14 protein-coding genes are annotated in these 18266 nt (G+C 64.5%); 10 read left to right on the forward strand and 4 right to left on the reverse strand.

Annotated features, from left to right (window positions below):
- Positions 1-57: 57 nt before the first annotated feature.
- The 5 genes from DUGA2_RS27775 (at position 58) to DUGA2_RS27795 (ending at position 7205) form a co-directional block, all read left to right on the forward strand.
- Positions 58-267: a hypothetical protein gene (locus DUGA2_RS27775; protein ID WP_070272624.1), complete on the forward strand. Its 210-nt coding sequence runs from the start codon at positions 58-60 to the stop codon at positions 265-267.
- Complete coding sequence (locus tag DUGA2_RS27780; RefSeq protein ID WP_070272625.1) at positions 264-1130, forward strand: alpha/beta hydrolase; 867 nt, start codon at positions 264-266, stop codon at positions 1128-1130. Before DUGA2_RS27775 ends, DUGA2_RS27780 begins: the two co-directional genes overlap by 4 nt.
- Before the next feature lie 144 nt (positions 1131-1274).
- A complete protein-coding gene (locus DUGA2_RS27785; RefSeq protein WP_070272659.1) occupies positions 1275-2516 on the forward strand; it encodes an efflux RND transporter periplasmic adaptor subunit in 1242 nt (413 codons plus the stop codon).
- Positions 2517-2521: 5 nt separating this feature from the next.
- Positions 2522-5710, forward strand: a complete 3189-nt coding sequence (locus DUGA2_RS27790) for an efflux RND transporter permease subunit (protein ID WP_070272626.1) — start codon at positions 2522-2524, stop codon at positions 5708-5710.
- Position 5711: 1 nt separating this feature from the next.
- Positions 5712-7205, forward strand: a complete 1494-nt coding sequence (locus DUGA2_RS27795) for an efflux transporter outer membrane subunit (RefSeq protein WP_070272627.1) — start codon at positions 5712-5714, stop codon at positions 7203-7205.
- Positions 7206-7317: 112 nt separating this feature from the next.
- Here DUGA2_RS27795 and DUGA2_RS27800 read toward each other — a convergent pair whose 3' ends face one another.
- The gene (locus DUGA2_RS27800) at positions 7318-7665 is read right to left on the reverse strand and encodes a hypothetical protein (protein WP_070272628.1); all 348 of its coding nucleotides are present in this window, start codon (positions 7663-7665) and stop codon (positions 7318-7320) included.
- 176 nt (positions 7666-7841) lie between these two features.
- On the opposite strand from DUGA2_RS27800, the gene ligD reads away from it, so the two are divergent.
- The gene (ligD, locus tag DUGA2_RS27805) at positions 7842-10283 is read left to right on the forward strand and encodes a DNA ligase D (protein WP_070272629.1); all 2442 of its coding nucleotides are present in this window, start codon (positions 7842-7844) and stop codon (positions 10281-10283) included.
- A 91-nt stretch (positions 10284-10374) separates the two neighbouring features.
- Positions 10375-11064 carry a PEP-CTERM sorting domain-containing protein gene (locus tag DUGA2_RS27810; protein ID WP_070272630.1) on the forward strand — a complete coding sequence of 230 codons (690 nt, stop codon included), beginning with the start codon at positions 10375-10377 and terminating at the stop codon, positions 11062-11064.
- Positions 11065-11077: 13 nt separating this feature from the next.
- Here DUGA2_RS27810 and DUGA2_RS27815 read toward each other — a convergent pair whose 3' ends face one another.
- The gene (locus tag DUGA2_RS27815; RefSeq protein ID WP_070272631.1) at positions 11078-11974 is read right to left on the reverse strand and encodes a Ku protein; all 897 of its coding nucleotides are present in this window, start codon (positions 11972-11974) and stop codon (positions 11078-11080) included.
- A 3-nt stretch (positions 11975-11977) separates the two neighbouring features.
- The gene (locus tag DUGA2_RS27820; protein ID WP_070272660.1) at positions 11978-12985 is read right to left on the reverse strand and encodes an SDR family oxidoreductase; all 1008 of its coding nucleotides are present in this window, start codon (positions 12983-12985) and stop codon (positions 11978-11980) included.
- A gap of 294 nt (positions 12986-13279) precedes the next feature.
- Here DUGA2_RS27820 and DUGA2_RS27825 point away from each other — a divergent pair, with 294 nt between their 5' ends.
- A complete protein-coding gene (locus DUGA2_RS27825; RefSeq protein WP_229214788.1) occupies positions 13280-14662 on the forward strand; it encodes a GGDEF domain-containing protein in 1383 nt (460 codons plus the stop codon).
- A 3-nt stretch (positions 14663-14665) separates the two neighbouring features.
- Here the strand turns inward: DUGA2_RS27825 and DUGA2_RS27830 are convergent, their stop codons facing one another.
- Complete coding sequence (locus DUGA2_RS27830) at positions 14666-15802, reverse strand: thiolase family protein (RefSeq protein ID WP_070272632.1); 1137 nt, start codon at positions 15800-15802, stop codon at positions 14666-14668.
- A gap of 89 nt (positions 15803-15891) precedes the next feature.
- Between DUGA2_RS27830 and DUGA2_RS27835 the strand changes: the two genes are divergently transcribed.
- Complete coding sequence (locus DUGA2_RS27835) at positions 15892-16464, forward strand: TetR/AcrR family transcriptional regulator (RefSeq protein ID WP_070272633.1); 573 nt, start codon at positions 15892-15894, stop codon at positions 16462-16464.
- A gap of 105 nt (positions 16465-16569) precedes the next feature.
- The gene (locus DUGA2_RS27840; RefSeq protein WP_070272634.1) at positions 16570-18216 is read left to right on the forward strand and encodes a SulP family inorganic anion transporter; all 1647 of its coding nucleotides are present in this window, start codon (positions 16570-16572) and stop codon (positions 18214-18216) included.
- Positions 18217-18266: the final 50 nt, after the last annotated feature.

Genomic DNA, 18266 nt, shown 5'->3' on the forward strand with positions numbered 1-18266 from the left:
CAAGTTTAAGATTGCTGTACTGCACCAAGAAAGTACATTGAAGGAAAGGGGTTCAACATGAAATATCGGGATGGAATTTTTGCAACGATCGCACTGGCGCTGACTTCGGTCGCCCTGGCGGGCGTGGTCTATACCGATGCCTACTCGCAGGCGGCATCGGCCGAAGCGACCGGCGTTCGTGCCCTGACCGAAGCGGCCGCCGGCGACACCATCGCCTGCGCCGACACGGCCATGCTGTCCAGCGCCTCGGATACGGTGCAGCGATGAGCACAACCGTCGAGCCTCTGCCGCAGCTGTCGGACCTGCTCAAGGTCCGCACCCTGGAAGTACGTGGCGCGCAAGGCCCGTTGGCCGCGCGCTTGTACACCAGCGGCGAGGCCGGCGTCAAGCGCGACACCTTGACCGTGTTCTTCCATGCCGGCGGCTTCAACAGCGGCGACCTGGACGATGCCGACATCTTCCTGCGCCATATGGCCGACGACACCCCGGACAGCGCCGTGCTGGCCACCGCCTACACGCTGGCGACGGTGCAGCCTTTCCCGGCCGCCGTCGAGGACGCCCACGCCGTGCTGACCTGGGCCAAGAAGAACAAGACCAAGCTGGGCTGGACCGGCAAGCGCCTGATTGTGGCCGGCATCGAAGCCGGCGCCAACCTGGCGGCCGTCTGCGCGCTGATGTCGCGCGACCGTGGCGGCCCGGCGCTGGCCGGCCAGATCCTGGTGATGCCGATGCTCGATCCGGGCCTGAGCACCTGGTCGATGCGCGAGATGCAGAACGCGCCTGAATTGCTGGACGTGGCCGACGCCTGCGCGGCGGCCTACCGAGGCTACCTGCCGAACGCGGCAGACCGCACCCATCCATATGCCTCGCCGCTGCAGTCGAGCCGTCTGAAGAACCTGCCGCCGGCACTGATCCTGTCGGCAGAAGACGACCCGCTGCGCGACGAAGCGGAACAATATGGCGCGAAGTTGATTGCCTGTGGTGTCAAGACCACCGTCAACCGAATGCCGGCGGCGTCCCTGAGTGAAGCAGGGGCGCGCAACGAATGCGCGTGCAAGTGTTACGCGCTGGGAGAAATCGCCAGTTTCATCGCTGGCCTGGAGCGGTCCGAGACGCCGCCAGCCGCATAGGGTTTCCCAACCTTTAAGCAGTATCTGCAATCACGTCCCCACTGGCTTGCCGGCGGGGCGCTAGTACCGTGTTTTCTCGCAATTCGTTGAGGGCAACCGGTGCCGCCGTTTCTATTAATTATTTTCATATAAAAGGGAATGAACATGAAAACCATTAAACAACTCACCGTCGTAGCCCGGCCGCTGGCCGCCGCTATGGCGCTGGCGGGACTGGCCGCTTTCGGCCTCTCCGGTTGCGAAGAAGCCACCGGCAAGACAGCTGAAGCACCGGCCGCCGGTGGCCCTCCGATCTCGGCCGCAGTGGTCGTCGAGAAAACCATCACCGAGACCCAGGAGTTCTCGGGCCGCCTGGAAGCGATCGAGCAAGTGCAGATCCGTCCGCGCGTCGGCGGCTTCATCACCGCGATCAACTTCAAGCCGGGCAGCGAAGTGAAGAAGGGCGAAGTCTTGTTCGTCATCGACCCGCGTCCGTTCCAGGCTGAAGCCAACCGCGCCGAAGCGGCAGCCGGCTCGGCCCGCGCCAAGGCCGACCTGGCCAAGGTGGAACTGGTGCGCGCTGAAAAACTGCTGGCCGACAAAGCCATCGCCCAGCGCGAATACGACGCCCTGTCGTCCAGCCTGAAACAGCTGGACGCCGATGCCCGCGCCGCACAAGCGCAGTACGAGGCAGCCAAGCTGAACCTGAGCTACACCCAGGTGACGTCGCCGATCAACGGCCGCGTATCGAAAGCGGAAATCACGCTGGGCAACCTGGTCGACGCTTCGGCGGTACTGACTTCGGTGGTGTCGCTGGAGCGCATCTACGCTTCCTTCGACGGCGATGAAGACACCTATCTGCGCGTCGGCGCCGCTGCCCACCAGGGCAAGCCGGCCACCGTCAAGATCGGCCTGGCCAACGAAACCGGCTTCCCGCACGAGGGCAAGCTGGAATTCGTCGACAACCAGCTCGATCCACGCAGCGGTTCGGTGCGCATGCGCGCCACCCTCAACAACACCGACGGCGCGCTGGTGCCAGGCCTGTTCGCCCGCGTGCAGCTGGCCGGCTCCACCGGCGCCAAGTCGGCGTTGATGATCAACGACCGCGCCATCAGCACGGACCAGAACCGCAAGTTCGTGTTCGTGGTCGACAAGGACAACAAGGCAGAGTACCGCCCTGTGACCCTCGGCCCAGCCATCGATGGCCTGCGCGTGGTGCGCGACGGCTTGAAGCCAGGCGAGAAGATCGTCGTCAACGGCCTGCAGCGCGTGCGCCCTGGTGCGCCGATCACGCCAACCGTGGTCGCCATGGATTCCGATCCGCTGGCCGCCAACGTGCCGAAAACCGAAGTTAAAAAAGATGAAAAAGTAGCCGCGGTCGCGACCAAGACCGGCACTTCCAAGGAATAAAAACTATGAACATCTCTCGATTTTTTGTCGACAAGCCGATTTTTGCGGCGGTACTGTCGATCATTATCTTCGTCGCCGGCTTGATATCGATCTTCAAGCTGCCGATCTCGGAGTACCCGGACGTGGTGCCGCCATCGGTGGTGGTGCGCGCGCAATATCCTGGTGCGAATCCGAAGATCATCGCCGAAACCGTGGCCGCGCCGCTTGAGGAACAGATCAACGGCGTCGAGAACATGCTGTACATGTCCTCGCAAAACACCTCGGACGGCGCGCTGGCGCTGACCGTCACCTTCAAGATCGGCACCAACGTCGAGCAGGCTGAAACCCAAGTGCAGAACCGCGTTCAACGCGCGCTTCCGCGTCTGCCGGAAGAAGTCCGCCAGATCGGCGTGACGACCGTGAAGTCGTCGCCCAACCTGACCATGGTGGTCCACCTGCAATCGCCGAACGGCCGTTACGACGACCTGTATCTGCGTAACTATGCAGTGTTGAACATCAAGGACCAGCTGGCGCGCTTGCCCGGCATGGGCGAGGTGCAGCTGTTCGGTTCCGGCGACTACGCGATGCGTATCTGGCTGAACCCGCAGAAAGTGGCGCAGCGCGGCCTGACCGCCAGCGATGTCGTCGCCTCGATCCGCGAGCAGAACGTGCAGGTGGCGGCCGGTGTGATCGGCCAGGGCCCGACCAAGGGTGCTGACTTCCAGCTGACCGTCAACACGCAAGGCCGTTTGCAGAGCGAAGAAGAATTCGGCAACATCATCCTGAAGACCAATGCCGACGGCGCGGTAACGCTGCTGAAGGACGTGGCCCGCATGGAAATGGGTTCGAACTCGTACGCGTTGCGCTCCCTGCTGAACAACAATTCGGCGGTGGCGATCCCTATTTTCGAAGCACCTAACGCCAACGCGCTGCAGCTGTCGGCCGACGTGCGCTCGACGATGGCCCGCCTGTCGAAGGATTTCCCGGAAGGCGTCACGTACAGCGTTGTATATGACCCGACCCAATTCGTGCGCGAATCGATCCGCGCCGTGATCCACACCCTGATCGAAGCGATCATTCTGGTGGCACTGGTGGTGATCGTGTTCCTGCAAACCTGGCGCGCATCGGTCATTCCGCTGCTGGCCGTTCCGGTGTCGGTGGTGGGTACCTTCGCCGTCATGCTGGGCTTTGGCTTCTCGATCAACACGCTGTCGCTGTTCGGCCTTGTGCTGGCCATCGGTATCGTGGTCGATGATGCGATCGTGGTGGTGGAAAACGTCGAGCGGAATATCTCCAACGGACTGTCGCCGCATGACGCGACCATCCAGGCGATGAAAGAGGTGAGCGGTCCGATTATCGCTATCGCGCTGGTGCTGTGCGCCGTGTTCGTGCCGATCGCTTTCGTATCGGGTCTGTCCGGACAGTTCTACAAGCAGTTCGCGCTGACCATCGCCATCTCGACCGTGATCTCGGCATTCAGCTCGCTGACCCTGGCTCCGGCCCTGGCCGCCGTGCTGCTGCGTCCACACGATGCACCGAAAGATGCGCTGACCCGCGTGATGGACAAGATCTTCGGCCGCTTCTTCGGCTGGTTCAACCGCTTCTTCAACCGCGCTTCGAAAGGCTATGAAACCGGCGTCACCGGCGTGTTGAAACGCAAAGGCGGTTCGCTGGTGGTGTACGCCATCCTGGCCGTGGCTGCGGGCTTCATGTTCAAGATCGTGCCTCCGGGCTTCGTTCCTGCGCAGGACAAGCAGTACCTGATCGGTTTCGCACAACTGCCGGACGCCGCATCGCTGGACCGTACCGACGCCGTCATCCGCAAGATGTCGGACATCGCCAAGGAAATCCCTGGCGTGGCCGATTCGGTGGCTTTCCCTGGCCTGTCGATCAACGGCTTCACCAATGCGCCTAACGCCGGTATCGTGTTCACTCCACTGAAACCGTTCGAAGAGCGCACCAAGAAGAGCGAATCGGCTGAAGCCATCGCCGCTGAAATCAACAAACGCATGGGCGCCATCGAAGGTGCGTTCGTGATGGTGCTGCCGCCGCCGCCAGTCAATGGCCTGGGCACCACCGGTGGTTTCAAGGTGATGGTCGAAGACCGCGACAACCTGGGTTACGACGCGCTGTACAAGGCTATCCAGGCAGTGCAGATGAAGGCATGGCAGAACCCTAAACTGGCCGGCGTGTTCTCCAGCTACCAGATCAACGTGCCGCAGCTGTTCGCGGACATCGACCGCGCCAAGGCCAAGCAATTGGGCGTGCCGCTGCAAACGATCTACCAGACCTTGCAGATCAATCTGGGCTCGCTGTATGTGAACGACTTCAACCAGTTCGGCCGTACCTACCAGGTGCGCGTCCAGGCTGACCAGCAGTTCCGTTCGCACGCAGAAGACATCGCCCAGCTGAAAGTCCGCAACGACAAGGGCGAGATGATTCCTCTGTCGTCGCTGATGCGCGTGAAAGACAGCTATGGCCCGGATCGCGTACAGCGCTACAACGCCTACGTCGCAGCCGAGATCAATGGCGGCGCCGCTCCTGGCGTGTCGTCGGGTGAAGCGCAGGCTGAAATGACCAAGATCCTCAACGAGGTTCTGCCTAAAGGTATCGGCTACGAATGGACGGAACTGGTGTACCAGGACATCCTGTCCGGTAACACGATGATGTATGTGTTCCCGCTGTGCGTGCTGCTGGTGTTCCTGGTGCTGGCCGCCCAGTACGAAAGCTGGACCCTGCCGCTGGCGGTGATCCTGATCGTGCCGATGTCGATCTTCTGCGCGCTGGTTGGCGTGAAGCTGACCCACGGAGATAACAACGTCTTTACGCAGATTGCCTTGTTCGTGCTGGTTGGCCTGGCGTCGAAGAACGCGATCCTGATCGTGGAGTTTGCACGCGAACTGGAACACCACGGCCGTACCATCGTTGAAGCGGCGCTGGAAGCCTGCCGCCTGCGTCTGCGTCCGATCCTGATGACGTCGATCGCATTCATCATGGGCGTGCTGCCGCTGGTGTTCTCGCACGGTGCGGGTTCGGAAATGCGTCATGCAATGGGTGTGGCGGTGTTTGCCGGCATGCTGGGCGTGACCTTCTTCGGCCTGTTCCTGACGCCGGTGTTCTACGTCCTGCTGCGCAAGCTGGCGGTACGCCTGGAGAAGAAAAAACCTGCCGTGGCTGGCGACGCCGCTGCGGTAAAACTGGAAGGGACTCACTAATATGAACAAGCTGCATATGATCGCTAAAGGTGTGGCGCCTGTATTGGCAGCCTTGCTGATGACCGCATGCGCCGCGCCGGAATTCAAGCAGCCTGCGATGGACGTGCCGGTTGCGTTCAAGGAATCGCAGCTGCCGGCCGCCGTCAAGGTGGCGGCCGACGGCAGCACCTGGAAACAGGCGCAAGCCGCCGAAGCGCAGCCGCGCGGCGAGTGGTGGCTGGCTTTCAACGATACGGCTCTCAATGAGCTGATCGCTGAAGCCACCAAGGCCAACGCCAACCTGGCCGTGGCCGCGGCCCGCGTCAAGCAGGCCCGCGCCATCGCCGGCATCGCCGAGGCGGACCGCATTCCGCAGGTCGGCGTCAACGTTGGCGCGCAGCGGCAGCGCCAGTCCGACGTGGCGCTCGGCCTGCCGGCCGGTACGCCGGTCGCTCCGGGTAATGTGTTTTCCGCCAACCTGACGGCCAGCTACGAGGTCGATCTGTTCGGCCGCGTATCGTCGAACGTCAGCGCCGCCCGCAACGACGCCGCTTCCGTGGAAGCGACCTACCGTTCGGTGCTGCTGTCGGTGCAGGCCGACGTGGCGCAGACTTACTTCCGTCTGCGCGCCACGGACGCCGAACTGGAAACGCTGAACCGCACGGTGCAGACCCGCGAAGAAAACGTCAAGGTCAACCAGCGTCGCTTCGACCTGGGCGACATCGGCGAATTCGACCTGTCGCGTGCCAAGACCGAGCTGGCGACTTCGCGTGCCGAAGCCATCGGCCTGCAACGCCAGCGCGTGACGACCGAGCACGCATTGGCGGTCCTGCTGGGCAAACCGGCGGCCAGCTACACGGCCGGCGCCAGCCCGCTGCTCGACACGTCGCTGCTGCCGGTGATCCCGGCGGGTCTGCCGTCGTCGCTGCTGGAGCGGCGTCCGGACATCGCTGCGGCACAGCGCGCGATGGAGGCGTCCAACGCCCGTATCGGCGTCGCCAAGGCGGCGATGTTCCCGGCGCTGGCCTTGAACGCCAATGCCGGCGGCGCCTCGGGCAATACCGTGGCCGATGTGTTCAAGTGGAGCAGCCGTTCGTGGGTGCTGGGCGCGTTGATGTCGATGCCGTTGATCGATGGTGGCCGCAACAAGGCCAACATCAATCGCAGCGAAGCGGCGCTTGAGGAATCGGTTGGTACGTATCGCCAGAGCGTGCTGGTGGCTTTCGCCGAGGTGGAAGACAACCTGGCGGGCCTGCGCATCCTGGCCGGCCAGACCGCGCAGATCGAAGATGCCGTCGTTTCGGCCCGTCGTTCGGCCGATCTGGCGCAGAAGCTGTACACCGCCGGCCGCTCGAGCTACCTCGATCTGCTGGACGCGCAACGCAATCTGGCGTCGGTGGAGCGTAGTGCGGTGCAGTTGCGCGGCAATCGCGCAGTCACCACCGTGGCGCTGATCCGTGCGCTGGGCGGCGGCTGGGATGGCGCCAACGCACCGCAGAAAGTCGCTCAGCGATAAGCTGGACGGTTAATGCAAAAAAACCCGCCGGCACTGAGCGCGATCTTGAGCGCGTTCAGGCTGGCGGGTTTTTTTATGTGCGGCGGGCTGGGGGCCGCCGCGTACTGCGGAATTACTTGGTGACGACTGGAGCAGGGGTTGCTGCTGCTTCAGCTTTCACGGCCTTGGCGTGTGCCTTGGCTTTGGCTTTGTGAGCCTTGGCGTGGGCATCGGCCTTGTCGGCTTTTTCGTCGGCTTTGGCGACGGCGACATCTTTCTTGGCTTCGGCTTCTACCTTGGCGGTCTTGGCTTCGGCTTTGACTTCCGCCTTGGTTTCTTTGGCGGTGGCTTTAGCGTCGGTCTTGGCTTCTTTGGCTTCGGCCTTGGCGACGGCAGGAGCGGCTGGCGCGGTGGCTGGGGTCTGTGCAAAAGCTGCGGTAGCGAACAGGCCGGCGATCAGGGTAGCGATAAGTTTGTTCATGATGAAATCCTCATTCAGGTTGATTTAGAGCCGGGACAATTCCCGTGTCACTGAGCGAAAAACGCGGCCCGGACCGCTGCCGTTGACGGCCTTTACAATCGCTTACAAGCTCGCCAGATTGCTTACATGTTCGCCAGCGCACGGAACCGGCCGCCGCCCGGGCATACGCTGTCGGCATGGGAGACTCGCTGACAACCTACAAGTCCAAGCGCAACTTCGCGATCACGCCCGAACCGGCCGGTGGAGGCGAGGAGGGCGGGGAGGCGCTGGCCTTCGTCATCCAAAAACACTGGGCGAGCCGCTTGCACTACGATTTCCGCCTGGAGCTCGATGGCGTGATGCTGAGTTGGGCCGTCCCCAAAGGCCCCAGCTACGATACGCACGACAAGCGCATGGCCGTGCATGTGGAAGACCATCCGATTTCCTACAACGACTTCGAAGGCACGATCCCGCCCAAGCAGTACGGCGCGGGCAAGGTGATCATCTGGGACAGGGGCGTGTGGCGGCCGCTCGGCGATCCGCGCAAGGCGCTGGCGGCGGGGAGTTTGAAGTTCGAACTGGCGGGGCACAAGATGCATGGCCGCTGGACCCTGGTGCGCATGAAGGGCAAGGGCGAGAAGCAGGAACCGTGGCTCCTGATCAAGGAGAAGGACGACTACGCCCGTCCCGCCGCTGAATTCAGCGTGGTCGATGAGATGCCCGATTCCGTCAAGGCGCTGCCGCCGCCCGGCGCCGCCGTCACCGCGGCCTTGCCGGAAACGCTGTCGCCGCAGCTGGCGACCCTGGTCGACGCGCCGCCGTCCTCGCCAGAGGACTGGATATTCGAGATCAAATTCGACGGCTATCGCCTGCTGGCGCGCATCGATGGCAAGGATATCCGCCTGATCACTCGCAACGGCAACGACTGGACCCATCGCCTGACCAAGCTGCGCGACGCCCTGGCCAAAATGAAGCTGCCATCCGGCTGGTACGACGGCGAGATCGTGGTGCACGACGACCACGGCCGGCCGGACTTCGGCCTGCTGCAAAACGCCTTCGACGACGACAACCCGGCCGACATCGTCTACTTCCTGTTCGACCTCCCATTCCACGACGGCCGCGATCTGCGCGAGACGCCGCTGGAACAACGCCGCGCCATCCTGCAGGCGCTGCTCGACAAGAAGCCCGCGGATACGGTCCGCTTCAGCGCCGCAATGGACGCGCCGCCCGAGGAGATGATCGCCGCCGCATGCAGCATGGGCCTCGAAGGTATCATCGGCAAGCGCCGCGACGCCCGCTACACAAGCCGCCGCAGCGACAGCTGGATCAAACTCAAATGCGGCCAGCGGCAGGAGTTCGTCATCGGCGGCTACACCGATCCGCAAGGCTCGCGCAGCGGCTTCGGTTCGCTGCTGCTCGGCACTTACGACCAGGACGGCAAGCTCCAATACGCGGGCAACGTCGGCAGCGGCTTCGACGCCGCCACGCTGCGCGACGTGAAATCGAAAATGGACAAGCTGGCCGCTGCGCACAGTCCCTTCGCCCCCAGCCGCGAGATCGACCGCAAGGCCCACTGGCTCAAGCCGCAGCTGGTGGCGGAGGTGAGCTTCGGCGAGTGGACGCGTTCGGGTTCGATCCGCCACGCCGTCTTCAAGGGACTACGCAAGGACAAAAAATCCGGCGCCATCGTGCGTGAGGTACCGGCCCATCTCAAGGAGCACGCAGACATGCAGCCAGCAAGCACGGTGCAGGGCAAGCTGCCCGCCACACTCAAGATCACCAACCCGGACCGCGTGATCGACAAGCAAAGCGGCGCCACCAAGATCGCGCTGGTGCGCTATTACGCGCTGGTCGCGGCGCTGATGCTGCCGCACTTGAAGGGGCGCCCGGTATCGCTGGTGCGCGCGCCGGCGGGCGTCGGTGGCGAATTATTCTTCCAGAAGCACGCCGACACCGGCAAACTGCCCGGCGTCAAACACCTGAACCCCGCGCTCGATCCCGACCATGCACCGATGCTGGAGGTCTCGACCGAACGAGGCTTGCTGTCGGCCGCGCAGTGGAACGTGATCGAGCTGCACACGCAGAACGCCAACGCCGCCAGCTACGAAAAACCCAACCGCTTGGTCTTCGACCTGGACCCGGGCGAGGGCGTCAGCTGGCGGCAGGTGCAGGAAGCGGCGCAGCTGATGCGCGCCTTCCTCGATCATCTGGGGCTGCCGGCCTTCCTGAAAACCAGCGGCGGCAAAGGCCTGCATGTGGTGGTGCCGGTCAAACCGGGCTACGGCTGGGACGAGGTCAAAGCCTTCTCGCAGGCCATCGTTGCGCACATGGCGGAGCATATTCCGGAGCGCTTCGTGCTGAAGAGCGGTCCGCGCAACCGCGTCGGCAAGATTTTCATCGACTATTTGCGCAACGGGCGGGGCGCCACCACCGTGGCGGCGTGGTCGGCCCGCAGCCGGCCCGGCCTCGGCATCTCGGTGCCGCTGGCGTGGGATGAGCTGGAGGGCTTGCATGGCGCCGACCAGTGGACCATCGCCAACGTGCACTCGCGCCTTGATGTGGGCAATGCGCCCTGGGACGATTACGCGAAATCCGCCAAGGGGCTGGCGGCGGCGATGAAGATGATGGGCAAGCAGTGACAAATTCCAATGTGGAAACTATAATTTAATCTTGACAATAATTGTTGTGAATGTTTTAATGACGTCTTGATACCTGTCCAGGAACGCCCCGATGAAAAAGCTGCCCATTTTGTTAGCCGGTCTGACCATGCTCGGCTCTGCCCACGCTACCGTCTATCAATTTGATTTCACAGCCAAAATCCAGGAAATGGTCGAGTTCTCGCCGCTGGCCTTTACCGGCGGCGCGGTCGCGTCCAGCACCCTGTCGGGCAGCCTGGTTTCCGTCGGCGACAACATCACCGGCCATTTCAGCTACGATACCGAGACCGGGTTGTTCAGCAGTGCTGGCGGCAGCGCCATGTATACGGCGCCTACCGCCCAGAACAGCCTGGACGCCAGCATCGGCGGCCACAGCATCGGCCTGAGCGACGCCAGCTACAGCAGCACCAATGTGCAGGTCGCCAATAACGCGGCCATGCTGGGCGGGGCGGATGGTTTCGGCATCGCCAACGTGTCGGCCAACGCGTTTGCGTCGCAGATGATGGCGTTGAGTTTCTTCGACAAGTCCGGCCAGATCTTCAATGCCTCGACCATGCCTGGCGAGCTGGATTTCTCCGGCTTCAACCGGTCGAGTTTCTACTACACGTATTCGTCCACCGCCACCCACGCGATGATGGGGGCGAACGGTTCGCTGACCTCGCTCACCGTCACCGAAGTGCCGGTTCCGGTTCCCGAGCCTGAAGCCTATGCGATGCTGCTGGCCGGCCTGATGGCGCTGGGCTGGAAGGCCCGCCGCCGCTAAGCCTAACCCAGCGCTAAGCCGCTGAAGCGCGCGTACGGGTCGTGGCACCCGTCGCGCGCTTTGTCGTTTTGGCGGCCGGTTTCGCCTTCGATGCGGCGCCGGCTTTCGCCGGGCGCTTGCCCAGGCTGTCCTGCAGCAGCGCCACCAGGTCCACCACGTTCGACGACTTGGCCGCCCTGGCTTCCGGCTCGGCGGCGGTGATGGTCTTGGTCTGGCCGGCTTTGACTTTCTTCTTCACCAGCGCCAGTACGTCGTCCTTGTAGGTGTCGTGGTAGCGCTCCGGTTTCCACTCTTCGCTCATGCCTTCGACCAGCGACAGCGCCATCTTCAGCTCCTTGTCGCTGATGCCGGCCGCCTTCAAGGTGGCGGGCGGCAGCTTCAATTCTTCGGCGCTGCGGATTTCGGCCGCATAGCGCAGTGTGTTCAGCACGATCTTGTCGTCGACGCAGAGCAGGGCGCACAGGTGCTGCTTGGTGCGTATCACCACCGTGGCGATGCCGATCTTGCCGGCCTTGCGCAAGGTCTCGCGCAGCAGCGCATATACCTTGGCGCCGCCGCGCGACGGCGCCAGGTAGTAGGGGTGCTCGTAGTAGGTCAGCGGCACATCGGCCGCGTCGACGAAGGCCTGGATGTCGATAGTCCCCGTGGCTTCCGGATTGGCGCGCTTCAGGTCCTCGTCGGACAGCACCACGTACTCGTCCTCTTCGTATTCGTAGCCTTTGACGATGTCGTCCCAGCTGACTTCCTTGCCGGTCTTCTTGTTGTAGCGCTTGTAGCCGACCGGCGAAAAATCGCGCCGGTCGAGCATCGTCAGGTCCAGCTCGTGCTCCTGCACGGCGGAATACAGTTCGACCGGGATGTGCACCAGCCCGAAGCTGATGGCGCCTTTCCATAACGCGCGCGTCGCCATGGCTTACTCGCCCACGCTGCCGGTGATCGGCAGCACGATCCCGGTGATGTAGCTGGAGCAGCAGGGCGCCGCCAGGAACACATAGGCCGGCGACAGCTCCTGCGGCTGCGCCGGCCGCTGCATGTCGGTGCCGGCGCCGAATTGCGCCACCTTGTCGGCCGGCGCGTCGGCCGGATTGAGCGGCGTCCATACCGGGCCGGGTGCGACGGCGTTGACGCGTATGCCGTGCTCCAGCAGGTTGGACGCCAGCGACATCGTGAACGCATGGATCGCGCCCTTGGTGGTCGCATAGTCCAGCAGATGCCTGGAACCCTTCAGGCCCGTCACCGAGCCGGTGTTGATGATGGCCGCCCCCCTTTTCAGGTACGGCAGCACCGCCTTGGCCATGTGGAAGTAGCCGTAGACATTGGTCTTCATGGTCAGGTCGAAGCGGTCCTCGCTCAGGTCGGTCAGCGTTTCCGCGTGCTCCTGGAAGGCGGCGTTGTTGACCAGGATGTCGAGCCGGCCGAAGCGCTGGTGCACCTGCTCCGCGGCGCCGCGGCAGAACGACGCATCGCGCACGTCGCCCGGCAGCAGCATGCAGCTGCGCCCTTCGGCTTCGATGTAGCGCTTGGTATCGTTGGCGTCTTCCGCTTCCTCGGCCAGGTAGATGATGGCCACGTCCGCGCCTTCGCGCGCATACAGCACCGCCACCGCGCGGCCGATGCCGGAGTCGCCGCCGGTGACGATGGCCACCATGTCGGCCAGCTTGCCGCTGCCGCGATAGTCGGGCGCCAGGAATTCCGGCTTGAGCTGCATGTCCGCCTCCAGCCCCGGCTTTTCCAGGTGCTGCGCCGGCAGCGGCGTGCCGGGGTAGTCGTGTTGCGTGGTCTGCACCGGTCCCTGGCGGCCGCCGATCTGGCTGGCGCGCGGCTCCTGCTTGCTGCGTTCGTCGGCCTGGTCCTGGCGCTGCTGGATCTCGCGTTGCATGCTGCCCGCGTCGCGCTGCGGCGGGCTCTTGATGTCTGTCATGATGATCTCCTCCGAGCAGACAGTATTGGCGGCGCGGCGCGCAAAGACGGTGCGCTCATTCACATATATGCGGCAAAAGTACGACGCAAATAAGTTGCCTGAGGAAATAATCTGATCTTTAGTACAAAAAATATTGCTAATTATGAACTTTATGGCACACTACTGGGGGGATACAATTTTAATATTAAAAGCATGCGTAGGAGCAACATGATGCCGCACCGGACCAATAGCGTAGGCGTGTTTTTTAACGCCAATGGCGAGCGACGCTCGGAGTTTCAATCCTGCTGCGGAGAGATGTTCTCCCAGCTGACGATGACCGAGCATGTCGAGGCGACCGCTGCGGCGCTCGGCAAGCGCCCGGTGGATTTGCTGGTGCTGGACCTGAACGGTTACGAGCAGCTGAGCGAGCTGGCCGGTGTCGGTGCGCTGATCCGCGGCCGCGCCGGTGCGCCGGTGCTGGTGCTGTGCGCCTATGAGCACAGCGCCTGGCTGCCCGAGCTGATGACCTACGGCCAGTTCGACTACCGCATCTGCCCTGTGCTCAACGACGAGCTGCAACAGGCCGTGGAGCAGGCGCTGGCGGTGCCCGCCGATGCCGCCGCCGCGCTGCAGCAGGAGTTGCTGGACAAGGAAAAAGAACTGCGCGACCTGCTGGGCGTGCAGCGCAGCCTGCAGCGCGCGCTGAGCGGTATCGACACCATCGAATCGATGTCGGCCCAGATCTGCCTGGCGCTGTGCAATTTCCCCGGCGTGCGCCATACGGCGGTGCTGCACATGAAGGAGCGGGGCGACCTGCAACTGGTGGCGCAGGAATCGCGCAACCACCTGGACCTGGCGCGCCTGCTGCAGCGGCGCGACCGCCTGCTGCAATCGCCGCTGCGCGACGTGTTCCCGCCGCTGCTGGCGGTGTCGCGCGGCGAGATGGTGCTGCTGGACGCGCCGGAAAAAGCCGGCGATCCCGAACTGGCGATGACGCTGCACGACCGCTGCGTGCGCATGGTGCTGGCGCTGCCGCTGCGCGCCGAGCCGGGCGGCCCGGAACTGGGCGCGATCTGCCTGATGTTCGACCGTCACATCACCTTCTCGCGCGAGCAGTTCGCCTGCTTCAGCAGCCTGGCGCAGTTTGTCAGCTTCGGCCTGGGCATGAGCGAATTGAAGCACCGGAATGAAGAACTGTCCGGCCAGATTTCGCAGATGAGCACCGTCGACAGCGTGACCGGCGCCGCCAACCGCCGCGCCGGCGAGGACATGCTGGACAACGAAATCCGCCGCGCGCGCCGCTACGGCCTGCCGCTGGCGGTGCTGTCGTTCGACGTCGCCAGCTTCCATTCCGTAAACGATTTATACGGTTCGCCGGTCGGCGACCAGACGCTGCGCGTGGTGGCGGACGTGGTCAAGGGCCGGCTGCGCACCTCGGACCTGCTGGCGCGCATGCGTGGCGAAGAGTTCCTGGTGATCGCCACCCACACCACGGCGGCCGACGCCAAACGCCTGGCCGAAAAGCTGCGCGGCGCGCTGGCCGAAGCGGACCTGCCGCGCACCGCCGAGGTGGTCGTCAGCCTGGGCGTGGCCCAGGTGGGCGCGGACGAGGGCAGCGCCACTGTGCTCGACCGGCTCGATGCGTCGCTGCACCGCGCCAAGCGCGCGGGCCGCAACTGCATCGACGTGGCGGAATAAACCTTAGATCTTCTCCAGCACCGTCGCGATCCCCTGGCCGCCGCCGATGCACTGCGCGGCCATCGCGTAGCGGCCGCCGCTGCGCGCCAGCAGCGCCGCCGCCTTGCCGGTGATGCGCGCCCCGGTGGCGCCCAGCGGATGGCCGATGGCCAGGCCGCCGCCGTCGATATTCAACACCTCCGGCCTGATCCCCAGTTCGCGCACGCAGGCCAGCGCCTGCGATGCGAACGCCTCGTTAATCTCCGCCACATCGATATCGCCGGCCTGCAGGCCCGCCAGCCGCAGTGCCTTTTGCGTCGCCGGAATCGGGCCTATGCCCATCAGCGCCGGGTCGCAGCCCACCGCCGCCATCGAGACGATGCGCGCGCTCGGCGCCAGGCCGTGCCTGCGGGCGAAGGCTTCGGTCGTCACCAGCACCGCCGAGGCGCCGTCGGTCAGCGGCGACGAGGTGCCGGCTGTTACCACGCCGTGCTCGGGATCGAACACCGGCTTCAGCGCGGCCAGCGCCTCGACGGTGGTGCCGGGGCGGATGCAGCCGTCTTCGGCGATCACTTCGCCGGTGCCGGTGGCGATGGGCACGATTTCATCCTTCAGCAAACCGGCTGCGCGGGCGCTGGCCGCCTTCTGGTGCGACTGGAAGGCCAGCTTTTCCTGGTCAACGCGCGCCACCTCGTATTTGCGGGCGACGTTTTCCGCCGTATCGCCCATGCTGATGTAGGCGTCGGTCTCGGCCAGCAGCTGCGGGTTGGGGGAGAAGTTAAAGCCGCCTTGCGGCACCATCGTCATCGATTCGATGCCGACGCACAGATAGGCCTCGCCCAGTCCCGCCTCGATCTGCGCGGCGGCGATGTGGATGGCCGACATCGACGAACCGCAGAAGCGGTTGATCGTCATGCCCGGCACCTCGTGCGGAAAGCCCGCCAGCAGCGCGACGATGCGCGCCAGGTTGTTGCCCTGCGAGGATTCCGGGTAGGCGCAGCCGAGGATCACGTCGTCCAGCAGGCGCGGGTCGAGGCCGGTGCGCTGCATCAGGCCCCGCACGACCTGGGCGCCCAGGTCGTCGGGACGGACTTCGGCCAGCTTGCCTTTGCGGGCGAAGTGGAAAGGGGAACGGGCATAGGCACTGATGACAGCTTTCATGGTCCAACTCCTTTTAAATGACGATCATAATGATTGATATATTACGCTCATAATGTATGATGTCAACAGGGTTACTGAAGGAGACAGACATGAAAGTCAGCAGGGAGCAGGTGGCGCTCAACCGCGAGCGCATCGTTGAAACGGCGGCGCGGCTGTTCCGCGAAAAAGGCTACGACGGCATCGGCGTGGCCGATTTGATGAAGAGCGCAGGCCTGACGCACGGCGGCTTCTACGGCCATTTCGCCTCCAAGGAGGACTTGCTGGCCGAGGCCACGTCGCACGCGCTCAAGCGCTCGGTCGAGCGCTGGCAGGGCTACGTGCGGCAGGGCGCGGACACCGCGTTGGACAAGATCGGCGCCGGCTACCTGTCGGTTGCGCATCGCGACGGTCGCGCGAAGGGCTGTTCCGTGACCTCGCTGGGGGCGGATATTTCACGCCTCGGCCCCAAGGCGCGGCATGCGCTGACCGAAGGCGTCAGCGCCCAGCTGGCCGTGCTCGAACCGCTGATGCCCGGCGCCGGCGACGCCGACCGGCGGCGCCAGGCCGTGGCGACCTACGCCGCGCTGGTCGGCGCCATCGTGCTGTCGCGGGCGGTGGACGACGAGGCGCTGTCGCTGGAAATCCTGCAGGCGGTGCAGGCGTCGCTGCCCCAGCCCGCGTGACGCTTATGCGTTTTTCATATTACGTTATGTAAAAACGCGCTAAGGATCTGGGCCGCTCGTGCCTGATCGCGTAGACTGGCGGTTTTCAAGCACCACGGACTGACAATGCTGCATTGGTTGAAGCACTACCGGCGCGAACTGCTGGCCGGCGACATCTCCGCCGGGCTGGTGGTGGCGATGATGATGATCCCGCAAGGCACCGCCTACGCGCTAGTGGCCGGCCTGCCGCCGGTGGTGGGCATCTACGCCAGCATCCTGCCGCCCATCGTCTACGCGCTGTTCGGCAGCAGCATGACGCAGTCGGTGGGGCCGATGGCCATCATCTCGCTGATGACGGCCACCGTCATCGGCCCGCTGGCGCCGGCCGGCTCCTCCCTGGCCGCCGTGCTGGCGGCGCAGCTGGCGCTGATCTCCGGCATTGTGCTGCTGCTGTGCGGCGTGCTGCGCATGGGCTTCCTGGCCAACTTCTTTTCCCGTCCCGTGATGAGCGGCTTCACCGTCGGCTCGGCATTGGTGATCGCCTACGACCAGTTGCATACGCTGCTGGGCGCGGAGCTGCCGCACCTGCACACGCCAAGCGCCGTGATGGGCGTTACCGCGCTGGTGCTGCTGGTGCTGTCCAAACAATACCTCGCGGGCCTGCTGAAACGCTGCGGCATGCCGGCCGGCCCGGCGGACATCGCCGCCAAGCTGGCGCCGATGGTGGTGGTCCTGGGCGGCATCGTGCTGATGGCCACCACCGACCTGGCGGCCATGGGCGTGCGCACCACCGGCACCATCCCCGGCGGCCTGCCGCACCTCAACCTCGCCAGCTCCAGCGCGCACTGGAAGCCCTTGCTGCAACCGGGGCTGCTGATCGGCTTCATCATCTTCCTGATGTCGATGTCGGCCGCGCAGTCGCTGGCGCTCAAGCGCAACGAGAAGCTGGTCAGCAACCATGAGCTGATCGGCCTGGGCGCGGCCAACGTCGCCAGCGCGCTGACCGGCGGCTTCCCCGTCACCGGCAGCCTGTCGCGCTCCGCCGTCAACTTCGCGGCCGGCGCCAACACGCCGCTGGCCAGCCTGATCACCGCCGCGCTGCTGGCCTGCGCGCTGATGGCGCCCACCGGCTGGCTGGCGCTGCTGCCGCTGCCGGTGCTGGCCGCCACCATCATCGTCGCCGTGCTCGGCCTGCTGGAACTGGGCATCCTGCGCACCGCCTGGCAGTACGACCGCGGCGACGTGCTGGCCTGGGGCGCGACCTGCCTGGGCGTGCTGGTGCTGGGCGTGGAGGCGGGCGTGGTGGTCGGCGTGGCGCTGTCGATGGGCACCCTGATCTGGCGCGCCAGCCGGCCGCATATCGCGGTGCTGGGCCGCATCGCCGGCACCGAGCATTTCCGCAATGTCGAACGCTATCCGGCCGAAACCCGGCCGGAACTGCTGGTGCTGCGCATCGACGCCAATCTGTTCTTCGGTAATATGGAGGCGGTGGCCGAGCGCATCGAATGCGAGCTGGCCACCCACGCCAGCGCGCGCCACCTGGTGCTGGTGATGACGGCGGTCAGTTCGATCGACACGTCGGCGCTGTACGCGATGTCGGAGCTGAACCTGAGCCTGAAGCGGCGCGGCATCGGCCTGCACCTGGCCGAAGTGAAGGGGCCGGTGCTGGACCGCCTGCGCAACAGCGAACTGCTGCGCGAGCTGAACGGCCAGCTGTTCCTGAGCACCGCCATCGCCTGCGACCATTTGCAAACTGCCAAGGATGTTGCTTGATTTTGCAAAATCTTGCTGTTCCTGTAATTTAATCCTTTTGGGCAATAAAA

The organism is Duganella sp. HH101 (assembly GCF_001758795.1).
GTDB classification, from domain to species: domain Bacteria; phylum Pseudomonadota; class Gammaproteobacteria; order Burkholderiales; family Burkholderiaceae_D; genus Rugamonas; species Rugamonas rivuli.

Coding starts and splice junctions, on each gene's coding strand:
- DUGA2_RS27830 (WP_070272632.1), bottom strand. CDS start 15,802: ATGAAAGCTGTCATCAGTGCCTATGCCCGTTCCCCTTTCCACTTCGCC.
- DUGA2_RS27825 (WP_229214788.1), top strand. CDS start 13,280: ATGTTCTCCCAGCTGACGATGACCGAGCATGTCGAGGCGACCGCTGCG.
- DUGA2_RS27835 (WP_070272633.1), top strand. CDS start 15,892: ATGAAAGTCAGCAGGGAGCAGGTGGCGCTCAACCGCGAGCGCATCGTT.
- DUGA2_RS27815 (WP_070272631.1), bottom strand. CDS start 11,974: ATGGCGACGCGCGCGTTATGGAAAGGCGCCATCAGCTTCGGGCTGGTG.
- DUGA2_RS27840 (WP_070272634.1), top strand. CDS start 16,570: ATGCTGCATTGGTTGAAGCACTACCGGCGCGAACTGCTGGCCGGCGAC.
- ligD (WP_070272629.1), top strand. CDS start 7,842: ATGGGAGACTCGCTGACAACCTACAAGTCCAAGCGCAACTTCGCGATC.
- DUGA2_RS27800 (WP_070272628.1), bottom strand. CDS start 7,665: ATGAACAAACTTATCGCTACCCTGATCGCCGGCCTGTTCGCTACCGCA.
- DUGA2_RS27780 (WP_070272625.1), top strand. CDS start 264: ATGAGCACAACCGTCGAGCCTCTGCCGCAGCTGTCGGACCTGCTCAAG.
- DUGA2_RS27775 (WP_070272624.1), top strand. CDS start 58: ATGAAATATCGGGATGGAATTTTTGCAACGATCGCACTGGCGCTGACT.
- DUGA2_RS27795 (WP_070272627.1), top strand. CDS start 5,712: ATGAACAAGCTGCATATGATCGCTAAAGGTGTGGCGCCTGTATTGGCA.
- DUGA2_RS27790 (WP_070272626.1), top strand. CDS start 2,522: ATGAACATCTCTCGATTTTTTGTCGACAAGCCGATTTTTGCGGCGGTA.
- DUGA2_RS27810 (WP_070272630.1), top strand. CDS start 10,375: ATGAAAAAGCTGCCCATTTTGTTAGCCGGTCTGACCATGCTCGGCTCT.
- DUGA2_RS27820 (WP_070272660.1), bottom strand. CDS start 12,985: ATGACAGACATCAAGAGCCCGCCGCAGCGCGACGCGGGCAGCATGCAA.
- DUGA2_RS27785 (WP_070272659.1), top strand. CDS start 1,275: ATGAAAACCATTAAACAACTCACCGTCGTAGCCCGGCCGCTGGCCGCC.